Here is a 24564-nt window from a genome sequence, read left to right on the forward strand (position 1 = left end):
GTGTCGGGCATGATGCCGCCGTGACGATCCCGGGCTCCACCCTCCTCGCCGTTCATCTCGATCGATCCAGCATGCTGCGGCCGCTCCTGCCCGCGCTGCGCTCCGGTCTCGCGGACCTGCTCGCCGAGCAGGACGCCCACGACGGTCACCTGCAGGTCGTCGTCGCCACCGGGGACGACCTCACCCGCTCGCTGCCCGACGGCACGCACCCGCCCGCCGTCCCGGTCCGCGCCGCCGAGGCCCGCACCGCACTGCCCGCGAAGCTGCGCCCGCTCGGCGGCCCGGACCTGCGCGGCGGCGCGGCCCGGCTGCTCGGCGCCGTCGGCGACGAGCTCGCCGCCCGCGACGAGGCCGACCGCCCCGAGCGGGTGGTCGTCCTGCTCGTCGGGGAGGGCGCCGTCGGCGACACCTCCGCCGTCCGCGAGCGCATCGTCCACCAGCAGAGCACCTACGCCTGGGAGTTCGTGCTGGTCGACGTGACCACCGGCACGATCCCGGCCGCCGCGGGTGCGCGAGCGGCCGCGTCCAGGGAGAACCGGGGCGAGGGCGGGGACGCCGCCGTCGCCGTCGCCGAGCGGCCCGCGGGCGACGGGGCCGAGCGCTTCGGCGTGCCGGTCACCGCCACCATCACCGCCGGTCCCGGCGCGGCCGGGGTCACCGCGGCGCTGTCCGCGGCCTCGGCGTTCGTGACCCGGGCCCGCGACGGCCGCTCGCACGAGCCCGTCGACGGCTTCTCCGACGACGAGCGCGCCGCCGCCGGCGTCCCCGACACCCGTCCGGGCTGGCGCCGCCTGCTCCGCCTGGCCTGAGCACACCCGCGACGGCCCCGTGACCCGCCCGGGCACGGGGCGGTCGCGTGTCCGGATACCGGCCGGTACCGTTCCGTCCCCACACCGGGGCCCGTCCGGAGCGGTCCGACCGGGCCCGATCCCCGAGCGCGGCGCAGGTCACGGGCCCTACGGGGGTCGCGACGGCCGATGCGCCGATAGGGTGGCTGCCGAGCACGGCACGCGCCGGCGCCCGCCACGGGCGCCGACCCGCGATCGACCTGCCACACCCCACCGCCGGGACCCGGCGGGCCGGGGGAGAAGACGACAGGCACGACGAGCCCTGGAGGCATCTGTGACGGTCCGCGTAGGAGTCAACGGCTTCGGCCGCATCGGCCGGAACTTCTGGCGGGCGGTGGACGCCCAGCGCGCCGCCGGCACCACGGACATCGAGATCGTCGCGGTGAACGACATCACCGACAACGCGACGCTCGCGCACCTGCTCAAGTACGACTCGATCCTGGGGCGCCTGCCCTACGAGGTCACCACCTCGGGCGACGAGATCGTCGTCGACGGCAAGGGCTTCAAGGGCCTGGCCGTCCGCGACCCCGCCGAGCTGCCCTGGAAGGACCTGGGCGTCGACGTCGTCGTCGAGTCGACCGGCATCTTCACCAAGCGCGAGGCCGCGGCCAAGCACCTCGACGGCGGCGCCAAGAAGGTCGTCATCTCCGCCCCGGCGACCGACGAGGACATCACCATCGTCAAGGGCGTCAACGACGGCGACTACGACGGTTCGCAGACCATCGTCTCGAACGCGTCCTGCACCACCAACTGCCTCGCGCCGATGGCGAAGGTGCTCGACGACCTGGCCGGGATCGAGAAGGGTCTGATGACCACGATCCACGCCTACACCCAGGACCAGAACCTGCAGGACGGCCCGCACAAGGACCTGCGCCGCGCCCGCGCCGCCGCCCTGAACATCGTCCCCACCTCCACCGGTGCGGCGAAGGCGATCTCGCTGGTCATGCCGCACCTCAAGGGCAAGCTCGACGGCTACGCGCTGCGGGTGCCGATCCCCACCGGCTCGGCCACCGACCTGACCGTCGAGGTCCGCAAGGAGGTCACCGCCGCGGAGATCAACGCGGCGATGAAGGCGGCCGCGGAGGGCCCGCTCAAGGGCGTCCTCAAGTACACCGAGGACCCGATCGTCTCCTCCGACATCGTCACCGACCCGCACTCGTGCATCTACGACTCGGGCCTGACCAAGGTCATCGGCAACCAGGTCAAGATCGTCGGCTGGTACGACAACGAGTGGGGCTACTCCAACCGCCTCGTCGACATCACCGGTCTGGTGGCGTCGAAGCTGTGAGGACCCTCGACGACCTCGTCGCCGAGGGCGTACAGGGCCGGACCGTGCTGGTCCGCTCCGATCTGAACGTTCCCCTCGACGACGACCGGAACATCACCGACGACGGCCGCATCCGCGCGTCGGTGCCGACGATCAACGCCCTCTACGAGGGGGGCGCCCAGGTCGTCGTCACCGCGCACCTCGGCCGCCCGAAGAACGGGCCCGACGAGAAGCTGTCGCTGGCCCCGGTCGCGCAGCGCCTCGGCGAGCTGCTCGGCGCCCCGGTGCGCCTGGTCGAGCTCGGCACGCCGCTGCCGTCGATGGCCGCCGGTGACGTCGTGATGCTGGACAACATCCGGTTCGACGCCCGCGAGACCAGCAAGGACGACGCAGAGCGCGGCGCGTTCGCCGACGAGCTCGTCGCCCTGGTCGGCGACGACGCGGCGTTCGTCTCCGACGGGTTCGGCGTGGTGCACCGCAAGCAGGCGTCGGTCTACGACGTCGCGCAGCGGCTCGACGCCTACGCCGGCGGGCTCGTCCTGTCCGAGGTCGAGGTGCTCCGCACCCTGACCGGCTCGCCGGAGCGGCCGTACGCGGTCGTGCTCGGCGGCTCCAAGGTCTCGGACAAGCTGGCCGTGATCGAGGCGCTGCTGCCGAAGGTCGACACGCTGCTCGTCGGCGGCGGGATGTGCTTCACGTTCCTCGCCGCGCAGGGCCACGGTGTCGGCTCCTCGCTGCTGGAGTCCGACCAGGTCGACACCTGCCGGACGCTCCTGGAGTCCGGCAAGATCGTCCTCCCGACCGACGTCGTCGTCGCCGACGCGTTCTCCGCGGACGCGAACACGAGGACCGTGCCGGTGGACGGGATCGACGACGGCTGGATGGGCCTCGACATCGGGCCCGACTCGGTACGGGAGTTCGCGGCCCGCATCGCCGACGCGAAGACGATCTTCTGGAACGGCCCGATGGGCGTGTTCGAGCTGGCACCGTTCGCCGAGGGCACCCGCGGTGTCGCGCAGGCGATCGCCGACGGCGACGCCTTCTCCGTCGTCGGCGGCGGGGACTCCGCCGCCGCGGTCCGGGCGCTCGGCATCGCCGAGGACGCGTTCTCCCACATCTCCACCGGGGGCGGCGCGTCCCTGGAGTTCCTGGAGGGCGCGACCCTGCCGGGCGTCGCCGTGCTGGAGGAGGACGCCTGATGGCCACCCGCAAGCCCCTCATCGCGGGCAACTGGAAGATGAACCTCAACCACCTCGAGGCCATCGCGGTGGTGCAGAAGCTCGCCTTCGCCCTGCCCGACCGGTACCTCGACAAGGTCGAGGTGGCCGTCCTGCCGCCGTTCACCGACATCCGCAGCGTGCAGACGCTGATCGACGGCGACAAGCTGCGCCTCGTGCACGGCGCCCAGGACCTCTCCCCGCACGACTCCGGTGCCTACACCGGTGACGTGTCGGGCGTCATGCTGGCCAAGCTGGGCTGCACCTACGTCGCCGTCGGGCACTCCGAGCGGCGCGAGATCCACGGCGAGGACGACGCGGTCGTCAACGCCAAGGTGCTCGCCGCGCTCAAGCACGGGATCACCCCGATCCTGTGCGTCGGCGAGGGCCTGGACGTCCGCGAGGCGGGCACCCACGTGCAGCACTGCACCGACCAGCTGCGCGGGGCGCTGAAGGGCGTCACCGCCGAGCAGGCGGCCGGTCTCGTGCTCGCCTACGAGCCGGTCTGGGCGATCGGCACCGGCAAGGTGGCGGGCCCGGCCGACGCGCAGGAGGTCTGTGCCGCGCTGCGCGCGACGCTGGCCGAGCTGTACTCCGACGAGGTCGCCGGGACGGTCCGCGTCCTCTACGGCGGCTCGGTGAAGTCGTCGAACGTGGGCGAGATCGTGGCCCAGACCGACGTCGACGGCGCACTCGTCGGCGGCGCCAGCCTGGACGCCGAGGAGTTCGCGAAGCTGTCGGCGATCGCCGCGGGTGGTCCGCTGCCGTAGGCGGCCCGCTCCGTACCGTTCCCGCGGCCCCGGTCCCCTGTCAGAGGGGCCGGGGCCGCTGGAGTATTCTCTCCCCACTCCGGCGAGCGACCACTGATGGGGAAGCGCACGTGATCCTGACCCTCCAGATCATCCTGATCGTGACCAGCCTCCTGCTGATCGCGATGGTCCTGCTGCAGCGCAGCAAGGGCGGTGGTCTGACCAGTCTCTTCGGTGGCGGCGTGCAGTCGAGCCTGTCCGGCTCGGCGGCGGCGGACCGCAACATCGCTCGCTACACGGTCTTCGTCGGCCTCATCTGGCTCATCGCGGTGGTCGGCAACGGCCTGCTGCTGGCCACCGGCTGACACCTCGGACGGACGAGAGGGAGCGGGACATGGCAGGCGGCAACGCGATCCGCGGTACCCGGGTCGGTGCGGGACCGATGGGCGAGAACGAGCGGGGCGAGACCGCTCCGCGCGAGCGCATCCCGTTCTACTGCGCGAACGGGCACGTCAACAACACCTGGTTCGCCGCGGAGGCCGAGGTCCCCGAGACCTGGGACTGCCCGCGCTGCGGGCTGCCGGGCGGACGCGACGCGGAGAACCCGCCCGCCGCGCCCCGCACCGAGCCGTACAAGACGCACCTGGCGTACGTGAAGGAGCGGCGCAGCGACGCCGACGGCGAGGCCATCCTCGAGGAGGCCCTCGGCCGGCTGCGGGCCTCCCGGGAGCTCTGACCCGGTCCCACGGCGCGCCCGGGTCGTGACCGGGCGCACGTCCGGGTTAGATTCGGTGGTCATGAGCCGCTGGACGCTGCCCCCGGACCGGATCCCCTCGGCATGGTTCAACGTCGTGCCGCACCTGCCGACGCCGCCGCAGCCGCCCCTGCACCCCGGGACCCGCGAGCCGGTCGTCCCCGACGACCTGGCGCCGCTGTTCCCGACCGCCCTGATCGAGCAGGAGGTCAGCGCCGAGCCCTGGATCGACGTCCCCGGTGAGGTCCTCGACATCCTGAGGCTGTGGCGGCCCACGCCGCTGGTCCGCGCGACCCGGCTGGAGAAGGCGCTGGGCACCCCGGCGCGGATCTACTTCAAGGACGAGTCCCTCTCGCCCTCGGGCAGCCACAAGACCAACACGGCCGTGGCCCAGGCGTTCTACAACGCCCGCGAGGGCACCACCCGGCTCACCACCGAGACCGGCGCAGGCCAGTGGGGGACCGCGCTGTCGTTCGCCGCTGCCCAGTTCGACCTGGACCTGAAGGTCTACATGGTGCGGGCGTCCTACGGGCAGAAGCCCTACCGGCGGATCGCGATCGAGACCTGGGGCGGCGAGGTCGTGCCGTCGCCCGTCGACGAGCCCGACCACCCCGGCTCGCTGGGCTCGGCCATCTCCGACGCGGTCCGCGACTGCGTCGGCCGCTCCGACACCCACTACGCGCTCGGCTCGGTGCTCAACCACGTGCTGCTGCACCAGACCATGATCGGTCTGGAGGCGAAGGAACAGCTCGCGCTGGCGGGGGAGCGGCTGCCCGACGTCGTCATCGCGCCGTGCGGCGGCGGCTCCAACCTGGGCGGGATCGCCTTCCCGTTCGTGCCGGACTCCGGCGTGCGGCTGCTCGCCGTCGAGCCGCTGTCGTGCCCGACGCTGACCCAGGGCCGCTACGACTACGACTTCGGCGACACCGCGGGCCTCACCCCGCTGATGCCGATGTACACCCTGGGCCACGACTTCGTGCCGCCGTCGATCCACGCCGGCGGGCTGCGCTACCACGGTGACTCGCCGCTGGTGTCCTCGCTGGTCAAGGACGAGCGGATGGAGGCCGTCGCCTACCCGCAGGGGAAGGTGTTCGAGGCCGCCATCCAGTTCGCCCGCACCGAGGGCAAGATCCCGGCGCCGGAGTGCGGGCACGCCATCGCCGCCACCGTCGACGAGGCGCTCGCCGCGAAGGAGACCGGGGAGGAGAAGGTGATCCTCTTCAACTACTGCGGTCACGGCTTCCTCGACCTCGCCGCCTACGACGACTACACGAACGGCCGGCTCGACGAGATGGGCTGACGGGATCGGCCGAGCCCCACCCGCACCACGACGGCCCGTCCCCGGACCAGGGGACGGGCCGGCGCCGTGCGGGCGGTCAGCGGCGCAGGCCGCGCAGCAGGGCCGCGGTGTCGCGGCGGCGGGCCCACGCGACCACGCACACCGCCACCAGGGTCAGCGCCGGGAACGCGACCATCGCGGGCATCAGCACCGCGGTGACCGCGGTGGCCCCGACCATCAGCGCGACCTGGCAGACGGCGGCGAGCCCGCACAGCCGCGGGACCAGCAGGGCGACCGCGCCGGCCAGCTCCAGCCAGCCGACCACGACCATGCCGACGGCCCCCAGGCCCAGCAGGTCGAACCCGGCGACCGCGACCGGGTCGGCGTTCACCTTCGGCAGCGCCGCCATCACGAAGACCCCGGCCAGCAGCACCTGCAGCACCCACAGACCGACGGTGGCGGCCCGTGGACGACGGGTGGCGGAGGTGGTGGACGCGGTCCCGGTACGGGTGGTGGTCATGGCGGGCTCCCCCGGCGCTCGCGGTCCCGGGCCGGGGCCGCCGTTGCAGAGGAGACCGGGGCCGTCGCCGGAACTCATCGGTGCGCCCGGTCCGGGTTCGGACCGTCGGTCCCGGCTGCGTCGTGTGTCGCGTCGGCGGTGTCTGCGCGGGCCGTGCCGGATGCCCGGACCCGACACCCACCGGAAACCGCGCTCGGTTGCTCCACGAAACACCGCGGGCGAACCATCCCTGCCGGGGTCGGGGGACTGCGACGACGGAGGACGCGTGGGCGTGAATGCGGGAGACACCGCGTGGGTGCTGGTCAGCGCCGCGCTGGTGATGGTGATGACGCCGGGCCTGGCGTTCTTCTACGGCGGGATGACCCGCAGCAAGTCCGTGCTCAACATGCTGATGATGAGCACCGTCTGCCTGGCCGTGGTCAGCGTCCTGTGGGCGCTGTACGGCTACAGCTGGGCCTTCGGCAACGACGTGGGCGGCGGCCTGATCGGCGGCGGGGAGTTCGCCGGGCTGGCCGACACCGTCGGCGCGATGGTGGGCGTCGGCAGCGACTCGGCCCCGTGGCCGGGCACCGACGCCCTGCCCGCGCCGGCGTTCGTGATGTTCCAGCTCATGTTCGCGGTCATCACCCCGGCGCTGATCTCCGGCGCCGTCGCGGACCGCACGAAGTTCTGGGGCTGGACCGCGTTCGTCGTGCTGTGGGTGACCATCGTGTACTTCCCGGTCGCGCACTGGGTGTTCGCCTTCGACGGCTTCACCGGCCCGGACAACGTCGGCGGCTGGATCGCCAACACCCTCAAGGCCGAGGACTTCGCCGGTGGCACCGCGGTGCACATCAACGCCGGTGCCGCGGCGCTCGCGCTGGCGATCGTGCTCGGCAAGCGGCGCGGCTGGCCGCGCGAGCCGATGCGTCCGCACAACCTCCCCTTCGTGCTGCTGGGCATGGCGCTGCTGTGGTTCGGCTGGTTCGGGTTCAACGCCGGTTCCGCGCTCTCCGCGGGTGACCTCGCCGCGACCGCGTTCACCAACACCATGCTCGCCACCGCCACCGCGCTGATCGGGTGGCTGCTCGTCGAGCAGTTCCGCGACGGGCACCCCACGACCCTCGGTGCGGCCTCCGGTGCGGTCGCCGGGCTGGTCGCGATCACCCCGGCGTGCGGGTTCGTGCAGCCGGTCGGGGCGCTGGCCATCGGGCTCATCGCCGGTGCGGTGTGCGCGCTGGCCGTCGGGCTGAAGTTCCGCTTCGGCCTCGACGACTCCCTCGACGTCGTCGGCGTCCACCTCGTCGGCGGCATCGTGGGCACCCTGCTCATCGGCTTCGTCGGCGACAACAGCGTCAACTCCGCCGCCGCCGGCGACAACGGCCTGTTCTACGGCGGCGGGCTGGTCCAGCTGGGCCGCCAGGCGCTCGCCGCGGGTGCGGTGCTGCTGTACTCCTTCGTCGTCGCGCTGGTCCTCGGCTACCTGATCACGGTGACCATCGGGTTCCGCATCGACGAGGAGAACGAGGCCACCGGCATCGACGAGACCGAGCACGCCGAGACCGCCTACGACTTCTCGTCGCTGGGCAGCCGCGCGCTCGCCGGGGCCTCCCGCCCCGCGACGCCGGCCACCCGTGAGCCCGTGGGGGAGAGCCGATGAAGCTCGTCACCGCGATCGTCAAGCCGTTCGCGCTGGAGGACGTCCGCGGTGCGCTCGAACACCTCGGTGTGCTCGGGCTGACCGTCGGGGAGGTCCGCGGGCACGGCAGGCAGAAGGGGCACACCGAGATCTACCGCGGCGCGGAGTACTCGGTGGACTACGTGCCGAAGGTGCGTATCGAGACCGTCGTCGACGACGAGGTCGCCGACACGGTCGTCGACGCCGTCGTCGAGGCGTCCCGCACCGGCAGGATCGGCGACGGGAAGATCTGGGTGCAGCCGGTCGAGACCATCGTGCGCGTCCGCACGGGCGAACGCGGCAGCGACGCGGTCTGAGCCGTCAGCGCGCCGCCGGACGGGCCGTCCGGCGGCGCGCCGCCCCGCCCTCGGGGGCGACGGCGCGCGCGGCGTGCGCCGCACCCAGGTCCGCCGCCGCGGCGGCGAACACCGGGTCGAAGAACAGGAAGCTGAGCAGCTCCGCGCCGTGGGTGGTGTCGGCGTCCGGCACCGCACCGCCCACCAGCCGTTCCAACACGGCCAGCGACGGGTTCCGCAGCGCACGCAGCCCGCCGTACTCGCGGCGGCGCACCGCGTCGGCCAGCTCCGCCAGCTCGGTGGCCCGGTCGGCGGGCGGCCCGGCGAACCAGGTCGCGATCCGGCGGTGCCGCCGGTCCTCGCCCCGGTCGACCAGCGCGTTGACCGCGCGCAGGGTCCGCAGGTCCTCGGTCACCCCGGCGCCCAGCACGATCCGCAGCGCCAGCGCGGCGACCGCGTACACGTCGGGCACCCGGTCCGCCGGGGACAGCGCCGCGGCGGACTCGCCGAACGGGACGTCCGGTGTCGTCGCGACGACGCCGACCCGGTCCGCGCCCAGGCGCAGTGCGGGCTTGAGCGGGGTGTTGAGCCGGACGCCGCCGTCGAGGTACCAGCCGGCCGCCTCGCCCTCGATGCGACGCGGTGCGAACAGCACCGGCACCGCGGCCGAGGCGAGCAGGTGGTCCGGGCCCAGCCGGGCGTCGACGTAGCGGATGTCGCGACCCGGGTCGTACGGCGGCAGCGCCACGTCCGGCCCGCGCTCGACGAACACCGTGGTCCCGCCGGTCCCCGCGGCGGTGCACGCCACCCCGACGGCGTCGACCCGGCCGCGGGCGACGGCGTCGTGCATCCGGTCCCAGTCGACGACCCGGTCCACCACCGGGCGCAGCCGGTCGGCGTCGAGGAGGCGGGTCACCCGGTCCGGCACCAGCAGCAGCCTGCGCAGCCACGACGGGACCCCGGCGAGGTCCCCGAGGTAGGCCGCGGTCGCCTCCACCGCCGACGACGGCAGCGCCACGACCTCGTCGGTGCGCACCGAGGACCAGCGGGCGACGAGTTCGGCGGCCGCGGCGTCCGGGGCGACGTCGGACAGCCCGGCCAGCGCGGCCACGTTCAGCGCGCCCGCGCTCGTGCCGACCAGCACCGACGGCGCCGACCACCGCCGCGCCATCCGCGGCAGGAGCTCGGTCAGCGCACCCGCCTCGTAGGCGCCGCGCGCTCCCGCGCCCGCCACGACGAGTCCGGTCCGTGCCGCCACCCGGACCAGGTTACCCGCGGTACGCCTTCTCCAGGGTGACGGCGTCGAGCTTGCCGTGGGTGGCGTACACGGCCCGCGCGACCCGGGACCGGGCCTCGGCGTCCGGCGAGGTCAGCCACTCCCGCACCCCCGGCGGGATCACCTGCCAGGACACCCCGTAGCGGTCCTTGAGCCACCCGCAGGGCTGCTCGACGCCGCCGTCGACCAGGGCGTCCCAGTAGCGGTCGACCTCCTCGACGGACTCGCAGTGCACCTCCATCGAGATCGCCTCGGAGAGGGTGAACACCGGACCGCCGTTCAGTGCGGTCCAGGGCTGGCCGTTGATCCGGAACCCCACGGTCAGGACCCGGCCCTCCTGGTCGGGGACCTCCGGGCCGTAGTGCACGACGGTGTCGATGCCCGAGTCCGGGAAGATGCCGGTGTAGAACCGGGCCGCCTCCTCGGCGACTCCGTCGAACCACAGGCACGGCGTGATCGGCTTCATGGTGTCGTCCCCTCCCCGCGACGCCGGCCCTCGGCGTCACACGGGGGAGACCGGCGCGGTGCGCCCGACTCATCGCTCCCGGGGGACCGGGCGCACGAGCCCGGCGGCGCGGGTCGCGCGCTCCCGGGCGGTGCCGGCGTCGTCGGCGTGGGCGACCGCGACGCCCATCCGGCGCCGCTCGGTCGCGGTGGGCTTGCCGAACAGCCGCAGGTCCGCGCCCTCGACCGCGAGCGCGTCGGCGACGCCCTCGTAGGCCGGGGCGTCCATCTCCGTGCCGCCGTAGACCACCGCCGACGCGCCGGGGGAGCGCAGCGCGGTGTCCACCGGCAGGCCCAGCACGGCGCGGGCGTGCAGCTCGAACTCCGAGAGCCGCTGGGTGGCGAGGGTGACCAGGCCGGTGTCGTGCGGGCGGGGGCTCACCTCGGAGAACAGCACCTCGTCGCCGCGGACGAACAGCTCCACCCCGAACAGGCCCCACCCGCCGAGGGCCTCGGTGATCCGGGCGGACACGTCGCGGGCGGCGGTCTGCGCGGCGTCGGACATGGGCTGGGGCTGCCAGGACTCGACGTAGTCGCCGTTCTCCTGGCGGTGCCCGATCGGCTCGCAGAACGCGGTGCCGCCGGCGTGCCGGACGGTGAGCTGGGTGATCTCGTAGTCGAACTCGACGAAGCCCTCGACGATCACCCGCGGGTTCGACACCCGGGCCCCGGTACGGGCGTGCTCCCAGGCGGCCTCGGCGTCGTCGGCGCTCTGCAGGACCGACTGGCCCTTGCCGGAGGAGGACATCACCGGCTTGAGCACGCACGGCAGCCCGACCGTCGCGACGGCCTCGCGGACCTCGTCGAGGGTGTCGGCGAACACGTAGGGGGAGGTGGGCAGGCCCAGCTCCTCGGCGGCGAGTCGCCGGATGCCCTCGCGGTCCATGGTCAGCTTCGCGGCCCGCGCGGTGGGGACCACGGTCGTCCCGGCCGCCTCGATCTCGGCCAGGGCGCCGGTGGCGATGGCCTCGATCTCGGGGATGACGAGTTCGGGCGCCTCCTGCTCGATGAGCGTCGCCAGCGTCACCGGGTCGGTCATGTCGATCGCGTGCCACCGGTGCGCCACCTGATGGGCGGGGGCGTGCGGGTAGCGGTCGACGGCGACGACCTCCACGCCGAGGCGCTGGAACGCGATCGCGACCTCCTTGCCCAGCTCACCCGAGCCGAGCAGCAGCACGCGGGTGGGGTCCGGGCCGAGCGGGGTGCCGATACGCATGACGGGGACCCTAACCGCAGGTCCACGTGCGACACCCCGCCCGGGCGCGGCATCTCACATCCGGGGGCCGCCGTCAGGAGACCCGGGCGACGAACCCGTCGGGCAGGTCCGCGGCGGCCTCGGTGTCGAGCAGCCAGCGGGTCGTGACGGTGCCGCGGGCCCCAGCGACCGGCAGCTCGGTCTCCGGCGTGCCGGTGAGCGCACCCGCGACGGCCGGTGCCTTGCCCGCCCCGGCCGCCACCACCCACACCTCGCGGGAGCGGCGCGCCGCGGCCAGGGTCAGCGAGATCCGGGTCGGCGGCGGCTTCGGGCAGTCGAAGACCGCGACGACCGTCGCCGCCTGCTCGCGCACGGCGGGGGAGTCGGGGAACACCGACAGGGTGTGGCCCTCCTCGCCCATCCCGACCAGGGTCACGTCGAACGCGGGGACGCCGTCGTCGTCGGGGCCGGCCAGGTCGTCGAGCAGCCGGGCGTAGCCGGCGGCCGCGGCGAGGGCGTCGTCGCGGGTACCGCCGCCCGCCGGGGCCGCGGGCATCGGGTGCACCCGGGCCGGGTCCAGCGGGAGCGCGTCGAGGAGGGCCTCGCGGGCCTGGCGGTCGTTGCGCTCGCCGTCGTCGGCGGGGACGAAGCGCTCGTCGCCCCAGAACAGGTCCACCCGGGCCCAGTCGACGGCGTCGCGCGCCCCGGAGGCGGCGACGTCGCGCAGCAGCTGGATCCCGACCCCGCCTCCGGTGAGCACCAGCCGCGGGACCCTGCCCGCGGCCTGGAGGTCCACCAGCGCGGTCAGCAGCCGGGCCGCGGTCGCCGCGGCGAGTGTGTCCTTGTCCGGGTGCACCGCCACCTGCACCTGCGTCGCGGCGCTCACGCGCGCACCTTCACCGGGGTGCGGCCGCGGGTAACCTTCGCCACACCGGCGAGGGCCTCGGCGTAGACCTCGTCCGGGTCGAGCCTGCGCAGCTCCTCGGCGAGACAGTCCGACACGTGCCGCCGGGCCAGTGCGATCAGCCGTTCCGGCTGGCCGGGCTGGGTCAGCCGGGCGGTCTTGCCGTCCGGGCGTGCCAGCTCGACGTCACCGGACGGGCGCGTCAGCCGGACCAGCGAGAGCCCGTTGTCCTTCTCCGACGGAGAGCGCTTCACCTTCACCCCCAGGCTCGCGGCGAGCCAGCCCGCGATCAGCTCGGTGGACGGCGACACCGCCTCCCCGGCGACGACCGCGGAGCTGATGTCCTCGTACGGCGGCACGTCCAGCGCGGCCGCCAGCTGGGCCCGCCACTGCGTGAGCCGGGTCCAGGTCAGGTCGGTGTCGCCGGGCGCGTAGTCCTTGCGGCGCGCCTCGAACGCCTTCACCGGGTTCTTCGACGACAGCGCATCGGTGATGCGGCGCTGCGCGAGGCGGCCCACCGCGTCCTCCGACGGCGAGGCGGGCGCCTCGTTCGGCCACCACGCGACGACCGGGGCGTCCGGCAGCAGCAGCGGCATGACCATGCCCGCGCCCGCCTCCTCGGCCGCCAGCGGGCCGTAGCCGCGCAGCACGATGACCTCGCTGGCGCCGGCGTCGCCGCCGACCCGGATCTGGGCGTCGAGCCGCGGCGAGGCCCGCCGCTGCCCGCGGGCCAGGACGATCACCCGGCAGGGGTGCTCGCGGCTGGCCGCGTTGGCGGCGTCGATCGCGCGTTCGAGCTCCGGGCCGTCGTCGGTGACGACGACCAGGGTCAGCACCCGGCCCAGCGCGAACACCCCGCCGGACTCGCGGAGCTCGACGAGCTTGCGGTTGACCGCCGAGGTGGTGCTCGACGGGAGATCGATGATCACGATGGGGTCTCCGTCTTCTCCGCGACTGCCGTCCGTGCGCTCACGGCCGCCTCCAGTGGCGCCCGGTGCGGGCCAGCATCTCCTCGGCCGACGCCGGGCCCCAGGACCCGGCGGGGTAGGAGTCCGGGCCGCGCGCGTCGGCGGCCCAGTGCTCCAGGACCGGGTCCAGGATCTCCCAGGACCGCTCGACCTCCTCGTTGACCGGGAACAGCGACGGCTCGCCGAGCAGCACGTCGAGGATGAGCCGCTCGTAGGCCTCGGGGGAGGCCTCGGTGAAGGCGTTGCCGTAGCCGAAGTCCATCGTGACGTCGCGGACCTCCATCTGGCTGCCCGGCACCTTGGACCCGAAGCGCATGGTGACGCCCTCGTCCGGCTGCACCCGGATCACCAGGGCGTTCTGCCCCAGCTCCTCGGTCATCGTCGCGTCGAACGGCAGGTGCGGGGCCCGCTTGAACACCACGGCGATCTCGGTGACCCGGCGACCCAGACGCTTGCCGGTGCGCAGGTAGAACGGCACCCCGGCCCAGCGGCGGTTCTCGACCTCGCAGGTGATAGCGGCGAAGGTCTCGGTGGTCGACTCCGGGTCGAACCCCTCCTCCTGGGCCAACCCGGGCACCTCCTCGCCGCCCTGCCAGCCGCCCTCGTACTGGCCGCGGGCGGTGGTGGCGTCGAGCGGGTGCGCGAGCTTGACCGCCTTGAGGACCTTGATCTTCTCGGCGCGCAGCTCGTCGGAGGAGAACGACGTCGGCTCCTCCATCGCGGTGAACGCGAGCAGCTGCAGCAGGTGGTTCTGGATGACGTCGCGGGCGGCGCCGATGCCGTCGTAGTAGCCGGCCCGCCCGCCCAGGCCGATGTCCTCGGCCATGGTGATCTGGACGTGGTCGACGTAGTTGGCGTTCCAGATCGGCTCGAACAGCTGGTTGGCGAACCGCAGCGCCAGCACGTTCTGGACGGTCTCCTTGCCGAGGTAGTGGTCGATGCGGAACACCGAGTCCTCGGGGAAGACGTCGTTGACGATCGCGTTCAGCTCGATGGCCGAGGCGAGGTCGTGGCCGAACGGCTTCTCGATGACGACCCGGCGCCACACGTCCGGGTCCTCCTGCGCGGACAGCCCCGAACGGGCGAGCTGCTTGCAGACCACCGGGAACGCGCCGGGCGGGATCGACAGGTAGAAGGCGTGGTTGCCCCCGGTGCCGCGCTTCTCGTCGAGCTCGCGCACGGTGCGCTCCAGCTCGTCGAAGGCGGCGTCGTCGTCGAAGGAGCCCTGGACGAACCGCAGCCCCTCGGCGAGGCGGTCCCACACCTCCTGCCGGAACGGCGTGCGGGCGTGCTCGCGCACGGCCTCGTAGACGACCTGGCCGAAGTCCTGCTGGTCCCAGTCGCGGCGGGCGAAGCCGGTGAGGGCGAAGCCCGGCGGCAGCAGCCCCCGGTTGGCGAGGTCGTAGATCGCGGGCATGAGCTTCTTGCGGGACAGGTCCCCGGTCACTCCGAAGATCACCAGTCCGCAGGGGCCGGCGATCCGGGGGAGCCGCTTGTCACGGGGGTCGCGCAGCGGGTTGGTCCGTCCGCCGTTCGCGGTGGGCATCGCCCCTCCTAGTACTGGTGTTCTCGTGATCGGGGCACCGGGGTCACGGCTCTGTCGACGTCTGTGTCGATGTCACAGCCCTGGCCAGGGTGACCAGTCCGGCGAGCCGGTCGGTCAGGTGCAGCCGGAGCACCGGACGTCCCCGGCGTCGCTGGTCGTCGATGACCGCCCGGGCCTGTGCCGCGTGCAGGCTATCCAGTCCCGGCCCGGGCGGCACGGTGTCCGCGCCGACGGACCCCGGAAGATCACCGCCGGGCCCGTTCCCGGTCAGGTGACAGTGCACCGCGACGTCCGGTGCGCCGGTGTCGCCGCTGCGGCAGGCCGGGGCCCAGCCGAACGCGACGGGCAACCCGAGCCGGGCCACCAGCGGCCCGCGCAGCACCGCGACCGAGGCGTCGGACTCCGGGTCCAGCCAGGCCGAGACGACCGCCGGGGCCCCGTCGGCGACGGCGGCCAGCGCGTCGAGCGCACCGGCGACGGTGCGGGTGCCGGGCGGGAGCCAGTCCCCGGCGTGCACGGCGATCCCGCCGTCGACGAACGACGGCTCGGGGTCGGGACCCTCGGCGGGCGCGGGCGGTGCGGGCGCGAACGGGTCGGTGTCGAGGACCCGCCCGGCCAGCGCCGCGGCGGCCTGCCACAGCACGACCGCGGCACCCGGGCCGGCGTCCAGCCGTACCGCGCCCTGGCCCGGCCCGGGCCGAGGGCCGGTGCCGTCGGCGTGCACGTCCACGACGCCCGCGGGTGCGGTGGGCTCCTGCGGGGCGGGGCCCGCGCCGACCGGCTCGTCGGGCGGCACCGGCACGACGGTGAGCCCGGCGGCGGTGAGCAGCGGAGCCAGCCAACCGGTGAGGGCGGGGGAACGCTCGGCGTCGCGCAGGGCCAGCAGCGAGCCGCGGCCCGCGGCCAGTGCGCCGGCCAGCAGCAGCGCCGGGTTGTCCGGGTCGTCGGCGGCCAGCGAGCGCTCGGCGGCGACGGCGTCGCCCAGGACGGCGGGCACGTCCGCCCCGGCGAGCCCCGCGGGGACCAGCCCGAGCGGGCCCAGCACGCCGAAGCGGCCCGGCACGTCCGCGTCGAGGGTGACCACGACCGGGCCGGGGTCGCCGGGTGTGTCCAGCGGTGAGCCGGGCTCGGTCAGGTGCACGGTGCGCGCGGCGAGGGCGTCGGCGCCGACCTCCTCGGCGATCGCGGCGGCGACCACCCGGGTGACGGCCGCGACGACGGGGTCGGTGCCCGCCGCGTCGGCGACGACGAGGACGGTCTCGGCGAGCTCCCCGGACAGCGCCTCCGCGACCTGCACCGGGTCCGCGGAGTCCAGTGCGGTCAGCCGGGCCCCACCCGGGTCGGTGCCGGCGACGACGCGGGCCGCGGCGACCGCGTCGGGCGTACCGACGAGCAGCACCCGGTGCGCACCGGCGACGGCGAACCGTTCGCGCAGCGCGGCGACCTGCCCGACGAGGGGCCGGCTGCGGGCGGCGAGCCCGGTCCAGCCGGTACGGGGCGGGGCCCCCGCGGCGCGGGGCCCCCAGACACTGGGGTCGGCGTCGGCGAGCCGGGAGGCGACGGTCTCGCCGGCCAGCTCGGCGGCGATCCGCCGGGCCGCTCCGGCGAACGGCTCACCGGCGAGCCGCACCCGCACCGGGGACGGTGCGGGTGCGGACGGGCCGCCGGTGGCGGCGGAGCCGAGGTCGGCCCCGTCGCCACCGGGAGTGGCCTCGTTCAACTACTTCGCGGAGTCGAGCTGGCTGCGGACGGTGTCCTGCAGCTCGGTCCAGGACTTCTCGAACTTCTCGACGCCCTCGTTCTCCAGGGTGAGGAACACGTCGTCGAGGTCGATGCCCTGGCCCTCCAGGTCGGTGAAGACCTGCTGCGACGCCCCGGCCGTGTCGGTGACCTTGTCCCCGTCGACCTCACCGTGGTCGGCGAAGGCCAGCAGGGTCTTCTCCGGCATCGTGTTGACGGTGTTGTCCACGACCAGCTCGGACACGTACAGCGTGTCCGGGTAGTCCGGGTTCTTCACCCCGGTGGAGGCCCACAGCGGGCGCTGGGCGTGCGCGCCGTGGGCCGCGAGGGCGTCCCAACGGGCACCGGAGAACGCGTCGCGGTAGGCGGCGTAGGCCAGCCGCGAGTTCGCGACGGCCGCCTTGCCACGCAGGCCGAGCGCGGCGTCGCCACCGATCTTCTCCAGCCGGCCGTCGATCTCGGAGTCCACCCGGGACACGAAGAACGAGCCGACCGAGTGGATCCGGGACAGGTCCTGCCCGTTCGCCCTCGCCTGCTCCAGACCGGTCAGGTAGGCGTCCATCACGAGCTTGTAGCGCTCGACGGAGAAGATCAGCGTCACGTTGACGCTGATGCCCTCGGCGGTGGCCCGGGTGATGGCCGTCAGGCCCTCCTCGGTCGCCGGGATCTTGACCAGCAGGTTCGGCCGGTCGACGGCCTTGAAGAGCTCGCTCGCCTGCGCGGCGGTGCCCTCGGTGTCGTGTGCGAGGCGCGGGTCGACCTCGAGCGACACCCGGCCGTCGACGCCACCGGTGCGCTCCCAGACGCCGGAGAACACGTCGCAGGCGTGCTGGACGTCGGCGACGGTGATCTCGCGGATCGCGGTGTCGATGTCGGCACCGCGGGCGGCCAGCTCGCGGACCTGCTCGTCGTAGGCGGCGCCGTCGGACAGCGCACCGGCGAAGATCGTCGGGTTGGTGGTCACCCCGACGACGTGCTTGTCCTCGATCAGGGCGGCGAGGTTGCCGCTGGTCAGGCGCTCCCGGGACAGGTCGTCGAGCCAGATGGACACCCCGGCCGCGGACAGTGCAGCCAGTCGATCGTTGCTCATGATTCTCTCCTTGCGATCGGGTGCCGTCGGTTCAGGAGGACTTCTCGGTCGCGGCGAGGGTCTCCCGCGCGGCCGTGGCGACGGTGTCGGCGGTGAAGCCGAACTTCTCGAACAGGGTGGCCTGGTCGGCGCTGGCACCGAAGTGCTCGATCGACACCGACCGGCCGAGCTCACCGACGTAGCGGTACCAGGGCATCGCGATGCCGGCCTCGACCGAGACACGGGCCCTGACCGCGGTCGGCAGGACAGACTCCCGGTACTGCTCGTCCTGGGCCTCGAACCACTCGACGCACGGCATCGAGACGACCCGGGTGCCGACGCCCTCGCCCTCGAGCTGCTCGCGGGCGGCCAGCGCCAGGTGCAGCTCGGAGCCGGTGGCGATGATGATCACCTGAGGGACGCCGGACGCGGCCTCGGCGATGACGTAGCCACCGCGGGCGACGCCCTCGGCGGAGGTCCCGGCGACGGTCGGGACGTTCTGCCGGGTCAGGGCGAAGCCGATCGGGCCGCCGTCGGGCCGCTCCAGGGCGGCCTTCCAGGCGTAGGCGGTCTCGTTGGCGTCGCCGGGGCGCACCATCGACAGGCCGGGAATGGCCCGCAGCGCGGCGAGGTGCTCGATCGGCTGGTGGGTCGGGCCGTCCTCGCCCAGGCCGATCGAGTCGTGCGTCCACACGTAGATCGGGTTGGTCTTCATCAGCGCGGCCAGCCGGACGGCGGGGCGCATGTAGTCGGAGAAGACGAGGAACGTGCCGCCGTAGACCCGGGTCGGGCCGTGCAGCGAGATGCCGTTGAGCACCGCGCCCATGGCGTGCTCGCGGACACCGAAGTGCAGCGTGCGGCCGTAGGGGGAGGTGGTCCACATACCCGTCGACGCCGACTTGGGCCCGAAGGAGTCGGCGCCCTTCATCGTGGTGTTGTTCGACTCGGCCAGGTCGGCCGAGCCGCCCCACAGCTCGGGCAGCACCTCGGCGAGAGCGCCGAGCACGGCACCGGAGGCCTTCCGGGTGGCCATGCCCTTCTCGTCGATGTCCCAGTGCGGCAGGGAGTCCTCCCAGCCGTCCGGCAGCCGGCCCGCCTTCAGCCGCTCCAGGAGCTGCTTGCGCTCGGGCTCGCGCTCCGCCCACTCGTCGAAGGTGCCCTGCCAGGAGTCGTGCGCGTCGCGCGAGCGCTCGCCGACCGCGCGGGTGTGGGCGAGCACGTCGTCGTCGACGTCGAACTCCTTGTCCGGGTCGAAGCCCAGGACCCGCTTGACCTCGCGGACCTCGTCGTCGCCCAGCGCGGAACCGTGCGCGGCCCCGGTGTTCATCTTGTTCGGCGACGGGAAGCCGATCACGGTCTTCAGCACGATGATCGACGGGCGCCCGGTCTCGGCCTTCGCTGCCTCGAGCGCGGCGAGGATGCCGGTGACGTTCTCGCCGCCGTCGACGACCTGGACGTGCCAGCCGTAGGACTCGTACCGCTTCGCGGTGTCCTCGTTGAAGGCGATGTTGGTGTCGTCCTCGATGGAGATCTCGTTCGCGTCGTAGATCACCGTGAGGTTGCCCAGCTCCTGGCGACCGGCCAGCGACGACGCCTCGGAGGTGACGCCCTCCTCGATGTCGCCGTCGGAGGCGATCACGTAGATCTGGTGGTCGAACGGCGAGGCACCCTCGGGGGCGTCCGGGTCGAACAGGCCGCGCTCGCGGCGGGCCGCGATCGCCATGCCGACGGCCGAGGACAACCCCTGGCCCAGCGGGCCGGTGGTCATCTCGACGCCGCGGGTGTGGCCCCACTCCGGGTGGCCCGGGGTCAGCGAGCCCCACTTCCGCAGCTGCTCCAGGTCCTCCCGCTCCAGGCCGTAGCCGGCGAGGAAGAGCTGGATGTAGAGGGTGAGGCTGGAGTGCCCGGCGGACAGGACGAACCGGTCACGGCCCATCCAGTCGGGGTCGGCCGGGTCGTGCCGCATGACGCGCTGGAACAGCGTGTACGCCAGCGGGGCCAGGCTCATCGCGGTGCCGGGGTGTCCGCTGCCGCACTTCTGGACCGCGTCCGCGGCCAGTACACGGACGGTGTCCACGGCCCTGCGGTCGAGGTCGGTCCAGTCGTCGGGGACGTGCGCGCGGGTGAGCGCGGCGACGGCGCTGTCCCCGGCGTGGGGGGACGTAGCGGTGTCGGACAAGGCGATGGCTCCTGTACTCGCGTCGACGAATGTCGGTCTGCCGGTCGTGGATCCGGATGCCCGCCCGGTGGTCGCGGCCGTTCCGGTGGCGGCGACGTCGGCGGGTGTGTGGTGCGACCCGGATCACCTGGCGGCATCGTCGCCGCCCCGACGCGGAACACCCTACTGCTCACGCCCGCGGCCTGCGGCTTTGCGCCTCGTGGCGATCGGCCGACCGGGCCGCCGGTGACGGCGTACCCGGCGGGCCCGCGACGCATGCCACCGGTTAGCATCGACGCGCTGTAGAACTAGGGAGGTCGCCACCGCGGCGACCACCCCGTGTCCACGGCACCGAGCCGGTGCGGCCCCCCGGGCGGCGCGGCACGGGATCACTACGTCGAACCGAGCGAGGTACGGACAGGTGAGCGCACCCGCGTCAGGGCGGAGCCGGGCCGACGAGGCCGGGATCCCGGCCGAGCACGTCCCGGCCGGACCGGACGCCGCGCCGGCGGCGACGCCCCCCGCGACGACCGTGGTGGTGCCGGCGGCACCGGTCGGGCGTCTCGCGCGCGTCCGCGCCACGGTGGCGGCGTATCTGGGCCTCACCAAGACGCGGATCATCGAGCAGCTGCTCGTGGTCACCGTGCCCGCCATGTTCCTGGCCCAGCGCGGTGTGCCGTCACTGTTGCTGATCGCGGCCACCCTGGTCGGCGGCGCGATGGCCGCGGCCGCGGCGCACGCGCTGAACTGCGTCGTCGACGCCGATATCGACCAGAAGATGGCGCGCACCGCCCGCCGCCCGCTGGCGAGGGGACAGGTCCCCACCCGCAACGCGCTGGTGTTCGGCCTGGTCCTGGCCGCGCTGAGCTCGGTGTGGCTGGGTCTGACCACGAACTGGCTGGCCGCCGTGCTGTCGCTGGCGGCGATCGCGTTCTACGTGCTCGTGTACACGATGCTGCTCAAGCGGCGGACCTCGCAGAACATCGTGTGGGGCGGCGCCGCGGGCTGCATGCCGGTGGTGATCGGCTGGGCCGCGGTGACCGGCACCGTCGAGTGGCCCGCGCTGGTCATGTTCGGTGTGATCTTCTTCTGGACGCCGCCGCACTTCTGGGCGCTGGCGATGCGCTACCGCGAGGACTACGCCGCCGCCGGGGTGCCGATGCTCCCGGTCGTGGCGCCCGCGCCGGCGGTGTCGGTGCGGATCGTGGTCTACAGCTGGGTGATGGTGGCCTGGAGCCTGCTCCTGCTGCCGGCGACGTCGTGGGTGTACCTCGCGGTGGCGCTGCTCGGCGGGGCGTACTTCGTGTTCCGGGCGCACCGGCTGCACCACCAGGTGAAGTCCGGCGGCGAGATCTCCCCGATGCCGCTGTTCCACCTGTCGAACATCTACCTGTGCGTGCTGTTCGCGGCGATCGCCGTCGACGCCGCGCTGGGGCTGCCGGTCCTGTTCTGACCGGTCACCCACGGCCCGGCGCGGGGGCGACGGCCGCGGGCGGGACCACCCGCTCGACCAGGTCCAGCAGCGCCGCATCCGCCCCGTGCCGGGCGACGATCTGCAGCCCGACCGGGCAGCCGTCGGGTCCTGTACCGGCGGGAACGCTCACCGCCGGGTGGCCGGACAGGTTGAACGCCCACGTCAGAGCCACGTTCATCCGGCCGCCGGGACCGTCGTGGCCGTGTGGGCCGGCGGGCGTGGTCGGGGTCAGCAGCAGGTCCGCCGCCGCGAACACCGTGGCGGGCACGGCCTCGCCGGGTGTCCGCGGCGCGGCTCGTCCCGCGCGCCGCGCCGCCCACGCCGGGGCCGGGTCGGGCAGCCGGACCGGCGTCGCGATCTCGGTGATCCCGGCACGGGCGAGCAGCTCCCGGGCGGCCGTCGCGGCAACCGCGACCACCACGGGGTCGGGCTCGGCGTCGAGACCGAGGTCGGCCGACCACACCGCCGTCGCCGGCGCCGCCACCGGCCGGGCCGGCCGGCGCGGGCGGGCGACGGCGTCGAGCCACGGCCGCAGCAGTGCCGGGTCCCGTACCAGCACACCGGGTACCGCGAGACCGCGCGGGTCGGCCGACGGGACGAGCCCCGCGGTCGGCTTGTAGCCGAGCACGCCGCACCAGGCCGCGGGGATGCGGACCGACCCGGCGCCGTCCGAGCCGGTGGCCATCCCGACGACTCCGGCGGCGACGGCGGCCGCGGATCCGGCGGAGGACCCACCGGGGGAGCGGTCGGCCCGCCACGGGTTGCGGGTGGGGCCCCGGTCGGTCCATCCCCACGTCTGGTGGCCGCCCGGACGCGGCACCGGGGTCGCCCCGATCGGGACGGCACCGGCGGCGAGCAGCGCGCGCACGGCCGGGGTGCGGTGCCCGTGCAGCCCTTTCACCGCGATCGGCAGGCCGGCGAGCGGACCCGGTACGGCGGGGCCGGGGACGGGCACGTCGTGGTCGTCGTGCCGCAGGAACGCCCGCAGCCAGGGCTCGGTGCGGTCGCGGCGGTCCCGTGCCACCGCGACCGCGCCCGGACCGGTGCTCACCGCAGCAGGTCCGGGGTCTCCCACTCCTCGCCCAGCACGTGGTGGTCCAGGAACGCCCACACCGTCCGGTACCAGACCTTCGCGTGGTTCGGCGCGAGCACCCAGTGGTTCTCGTCGGGGAAGTACAGGAACCGGTGCGGGTTCGCCGCCGGGTCGGCCTGCCGCGACACCAGGTCCCACCAGAGCCGCAAGCCCTCGCCGATCGGGACGCGGTGGTCGCGGTCGCCGTGGATCACGAGCATCGGGGTGACGATCGCGTCGGCGTGGTGGTGCGGGCTGTGGGCCTGCGCCATCTCCGGGGTCATCTCGGTGAGCCAGTAGTCGGCGTGGTCGGTCGTGGGGCCGAACTGGTCGAGCGCCCACAGGCTGGCGTGGGTGACGACCGCGGCGAACCGGTCGGTGTGCCCGGCGACCCAGTTGGCCATGTAACCGCCGAAGGACCCGCCCATCGCCGCGGTGCGGGTGCCGTCGATCTCCGGCCGGGCGACGGCGGCATCGGTGGCCGCCATCAGGTCGGTGAACGGCGTCCCGCCCCAGGCGCCCCAGCCCCGCTGGACGAAGTCCTGGCCGTAGCCGGTCGACAGCGCCGGGTCGGGCAGCAGCACGGCCCAGCCGCGGGCGGCCATCAGCCACGGGTTCCACCGCCACGACCAGGCGTTCCAGCTGGCCAGCGGGCCGCCGTGGATCCACAGCAGCAGCGGCACCGGATGCGCGGCGTCGGCGCCGTCGGGCAGGACCAGCCAGGCGCGGACCCGGGTGCCGTCGGCGGCGGTGGTCTCGAGCTCGGTGAGGGTGCCCGGCAGCGCGGGCGCCTGCGCCGGCGCGGGCAGCAGCTCCGGCTCGGCGTCGCGGCCGTCGGCGGGCACCCGGACCGGGGTCGGGGGAGCGTCGTAGGCGTGGCGCACGGCGTAGACCCACCGCCCGTCCGGCGACGGGCACGGGTCGGAGTAGGTGCCGTGGTCGCCGGTCAGGCGGGTGACGGTGTCGTCCTGCGGTGTCGGGCCCGGCACGACCCGGAACAGCGGGCCGCGACCGTCCTCGTCGGCGGTCACGACGAGCGCGGCCGAGTCGTGCGTCCAGCGCGCCGAGGTGGGCCAGCGGTCCCAGCCGGGCGCGACCGGGCGCGGCTCGCCGCCGTCGAGCGGGATCAGCACGAGGTCGATCCGCGGCGCGGTCTCCGGGGTGGACACCCGCTCGCGCAGCGCGACGACGGTGCGCCCGTCGGGGCTGATCCGGGGCGTGCCGTACTCGTGGCCGTCGTCGGTGGTGAGGTCGGTGCGCGCGCCGGTGACGGTGTCGACGACGACGAGCCCGGGGCGCCAGGTGCCGTGCCCGTGCGCCCGGTGCCAGCCGGTGACCACGCGCGCCCCGTCGGGGGAGACGGCGAAGGAGGTCTCGTCCAGTGCACGGCCGGGCGCGGGGGTGAGGTCCGTCCAGGGGTCGGCGTCGGTCCCGTCCGGTTCCCCGGAGCCGCCACGGGGGACATCGGCGCGGGGCGGGGCGAGCAGCAGCCGCTCCTCGTCCGGGCCGAGGTCGTGGTCCCAGTGCCGCACCGGGTAGCCGGTGTGCAGGATCGCGGTGACCTTGCCCTCGGTGCGGGCGGTGCGCCGCCGCTCGTCGTCGGCGGTGGTGACCGACCCGGGCAGGGTCGGTGCGGAGACGACCACCGTCCCCGCGTCGGCCGCGACGGCGACGTCCGAGATGCCACCGGGGCGCGACCCCGCCGGTTCGGCCTCGCCGCCGGCGGCCGGCAGCCGCCACAGCGAGGTCGGCGGCTCGGCCTCGCCCGCCGTGTCCGGGTCCGGCCGGGCCGACCGGAACAGCAGGTCACCGTCGGGGGTGAAGACCGGCCCGGACTCGCCGGCCGCGCCCCGGGTCAGCCGCCGCGCCGGGGCCTCGCCCGCGGGGTCGACCTCCCACAGCGCGGTCCGGTAGCGGGTGCCGTCGGCGTCGAGCTCGGAGACCCCGGTGACCAGCCGCGTGCCGTCGGGGGACAGGGCGAGCCCGCCGAGGCGGGGGAGCGCGACGTAGGCGTCGAGGTCGTGGAAGGGGGTGTCGGTCACGCCGTCGGTTCTACCGCACACCGCGCGGC

The 24564-nt window shown here is 74.3% G+C and carries 22 protein-coding genes; 10 read left to right on the forward strand and 12 right to left on the reverse strand.

Annotated features, from left to right (window positions below; genetic code table 11):
* The first annotated feature begins 71 nt into the window (after window positions 1-71).
* The 7 genes from ATL51_RS03355 (at window position 72) to ATL51_RS03385 (ending at window position 6135) form a co-directional block, all read left to right on the forward strand.
* Window positions 72-809, forward strand: a complete 738-nt coding sequence (locus tag ATL51_RS03355) for a hypothetical protein (RefSeq protein WP_100877628.1) — start codon at window positions 72-74, stop codon at window positions 807-809.
* Between the two features lie 313 nt (window positions 810-1122).
* Window positions 1123-2136 carry a type I glyceraldehyde-3-phosphate dehydrogenase gene (gene gap / locus ATL51_RS03360; RefSeq protein ID WP_073574708.1) on the forward strand — a complete coding sequence of 338 codons (1014 nt, stop codon included), beginning with the start codon at window positions 1123-1125 and terminating at the stop codon, window positions 2134-2136.
* Complete coding sequence (locus ATL51_RS03365) at window positions 2133-3314, forward strand: phosphoglycerate kinase (protein WP_100877629.1); 1182 nt, start codon at window positions 2133-2135, stop codon at window positions 3312-3314. The genes gap and ATL51_RS03365 overlap by 4 nt, the downstream gene beginning before the upstream one ends.
* Window positions 3314-4102, forward strand: coding sequence for a triose-phosphate isomerase (gene tpiA / locus ATL51_RS03370; RefSeq protein ID WP_062395591.1), 789 nt, complete (start codon window positions 3314-3316; stop codon window positions 4100-4102). Before ATL51_RS03365 ends, tpiA begins: the two co-directional genes overlap by 1 nt.
* Before the next feature lie 110 nt (window positions 4103-4212).
* Entirely contained in the window at window positions 4213-4446 is a 234-nt protein-coding gene (secG, locus tag ATL51_RS03375; protein WP_020627703.1) for a preprotein translocase subunit SecG, read from the forward strand.
* A 29-nt stretch (window positions 4447-4475) separates the two neighbouring features.
* Window positions 4476-4817 (forward strand): RNA polymerase-binding protein RbpA, encoded by a 342-nt coding sequence (locus ATL51_RS03380; RefSeq protein ID WP_020627702.1) that lies wholly within the window; start codon window positions 4476-4478, stop codon window positions 4815-4817.
* 61 nt (window positions 4818-4878) lie between these two features.
* On the forward strand, window positions 4879-6135 hold the full coding sequence (locus ATL51_RS03385) for a TrpB-like pyridoxal phosphate-dependent enzyme (protein WP_100877630.1): 1257 nt from the start codon (window positions 4879-4881) through the stop codon (window positions 6133-6135).
* Window positions 6136-6211: 76 nt separating this feature from the next.
* On the opposite strand, the gene ATL51_RS03390 is transcribed toward ATL51_RS03385, so the two are convergent.
* Window positions 6212-6634 carry a DoxX family protein gene (locus ATL51_RS03390; RefSeq protein ID WP_073574711.1) on the reverse strand — a complete coding sequence of 141 codons (423 nt, stop codon included), beginning with the start codon at window positions 6632-6634 and terminating at the stop codon, window positions 6212-6214.
* Between the two features lie 271 nt (window positions 6635-6905).
* Between ATL51_RS03390 and ATL51_RS03395 the strand changes: the two genes are divergently transcribed.
* Window positions 6906-8273 carry an ammonium transporter gene (locus ATL51_RS03395; protein ID WP_208622906.1) on the forward strand — a complete coding sequence of 456 codons (1368 nt, stop codon included), beginning with the start codon at window positions 6906-6908 and terminating at the stop codon, window positions 8271-8273.
* Window positions 8270-8608 carry a P-II family nitrogen regulator gene (locus ATL51_RS03400; protein WP_100877632.1) on the forward strand — a complete coding sequence of 113 codons (339 nt, stop codon included), beginning with the start codon at window positions 8270-8272 and terminating at the stop codon, window positions 8606-8608. The genes ATL51_RS03395 and ATL51_RS03400 overlap by 4 nt, the downstream gene beginning before the upstream one ends.
* Window positions 8609-8612: 4 nt before the next feature.
* Here the strand turns inward: ATL51_RS03400 and ATL51_RS03405 are convergent, their stop codons facing one another.
* The 9 genes from ATL51_RS03405 to tkt form a co-directional block, all read right to left on the reverse strand.
* Window positions 8613-9845 (reverse strand): patatin-like phospholipase family protein, encoded by a 1233-nt coding sequence (locus ATL51_RS03405; RefSeq protein ID WP_100877633.1) that lies wholly within the window; start codon window positions 9843-9845, stop codon window positions 8613-8615.
* A gap of 10 nt (window positions 9846-9855) precedes the next feature.
* On the reverse strand, window positions 9856-10329 hold the full coding sequence (locus tag ATL51_RS03410; RefSeq protein WP_100877634.1) for a VOC family protein: 474 nt from the start codon (window positions 10327-10329) through the stop codon (window positions 9856-9858).
* Between the two features lie 69 nt (window positions 10330-10398).
* Window positions 10399-11583, reverse strand: coding sequence for a formate-dependent phosphoribosylglycinamide formyltransferase (gene purT / locus ATL51_RS03415; RefSeq protein ID WP_100877635.1), 1185 nt, complete (start codon window positions 11581-11583; stop codon window positions 10399-10401).
* Between the two features lie 73 nt (window positions 11584-11656).
* Window positions 11657-12448 (reverse strand): 6-phosphogluconolactonase, encoded by a 792-nt coding sequence (gene pgl, locus ATL51_RS03420; protein ID WP_167409954.1) that lies wholly within the window; start codon window positions 12446-12448, stop codon window positions 11657-11659.
* Window positions 12445-13395 (reverse strand): glucose-6-phosphate dehydrogenase assembly protein OpcA, encoded by a 951-nt coding sequence (gene opcA, locus ATL51_RS03425; protein WP_100877636.1) that lies wholly within the window; start codon window positions 13393-13395, stop codon window positions 12445-12447. Before opcA ends, pgl begins: the two co-directional genes overlap by 4 nt.
* A 40-nt stretch (window positions 13396-13435) precedes the next feature.
* Complete coding sequence (gene zwf, locus ATL51_RS03430; RefSeq protein WP_100877637.1) at window positions 13436-14980, reverse strand: glucose-6-phosphate dehydrogenase; 1545 nt, start codon at window positions 14978-14980, stop codon at window positions 13436-13438.
* Between the two features lie 43 nt (window positions 14981-15023).
* The gene (locus ATL51_RS03435; RefSeq protein ID WP_100877638.1) at window positions 15024-16700 is read right to left on the reverse strand and encodes a hypothetical protein; all 1677 of its coding nucleotides are present in this window, start codon (window positions 16698-16700) and stop codon (window positions 15024-15026) included.
* On the reverse strand, window positions 16701-17810 hold the full coding sequence (gene tal, locus ATL51_RS03440; protein WP_100877639.1) for a transaldolase: 1110 nt from the start codon (window positions 17808-17810) through the stop codon (window positions 16701-16703).
* Between the two features lie 31 nt (window positions 17811-17841).
* Entirely contained in the window at window positions 17842-19968 is a 2127-nt protein-coding gene (gene tkt, locus ATL51_RS03445; RefSeq protein ID WP_100877640.1) for a transketolase, read from the reverse strand.
* 511 nt (window positions 19969-20479) lie between these two features.
* Between tkt and ATL51_RS03450 the strand changes: the two genes are divergently transcribed.
* On the forward strand, window positions 20480-21400 hold the full coding sequence (locus ATL51_RS03450) for a heme o synthase (RefSeq protein WP_083658454.1): 921 nt from the start codon (window positions 20480-20482) through the stop codon (window positions 21398-21400).
* 4 nt (window positions 21401-21404) lie between these two features.
* Here the strand turns inward: ATL51_RS03450 and ATL51_RS29235 are convergent, their stop codons facing one another.
* Window positions 21405-22472, reverse strand: a complete 1068-nt coding sequence (locus ATL51_RS29235) for an amidase family protein (protein WP_100877641.1) — start codon at window positions 22470-22472, stop codon at window positions 21405-21407.
* Entirely contained in the window at window positions 22469-24535 is a 2067-nt protein-coding gene (locus ATL51_RS03460) for a S9 family peptidase (RefSeq protein ID WP_100877642.1), read from the reverse strand. Before ATL51_RS03460 ends, ATL51_RS29235 begins: the two co-directional genes overlap by 4 nt.
* Window positions 24536-24564 lie beyond the last annotated feature (29 nt).

The organism is Pseudonocardia alni (assembly GCF_002813375.1).
GTDB lineage: Bacteria > Actinomycetota > Actinomycetes > Mycobacteriales > Pseudonocardiaceae > Pseudonocardia > Pseudonocardia alni.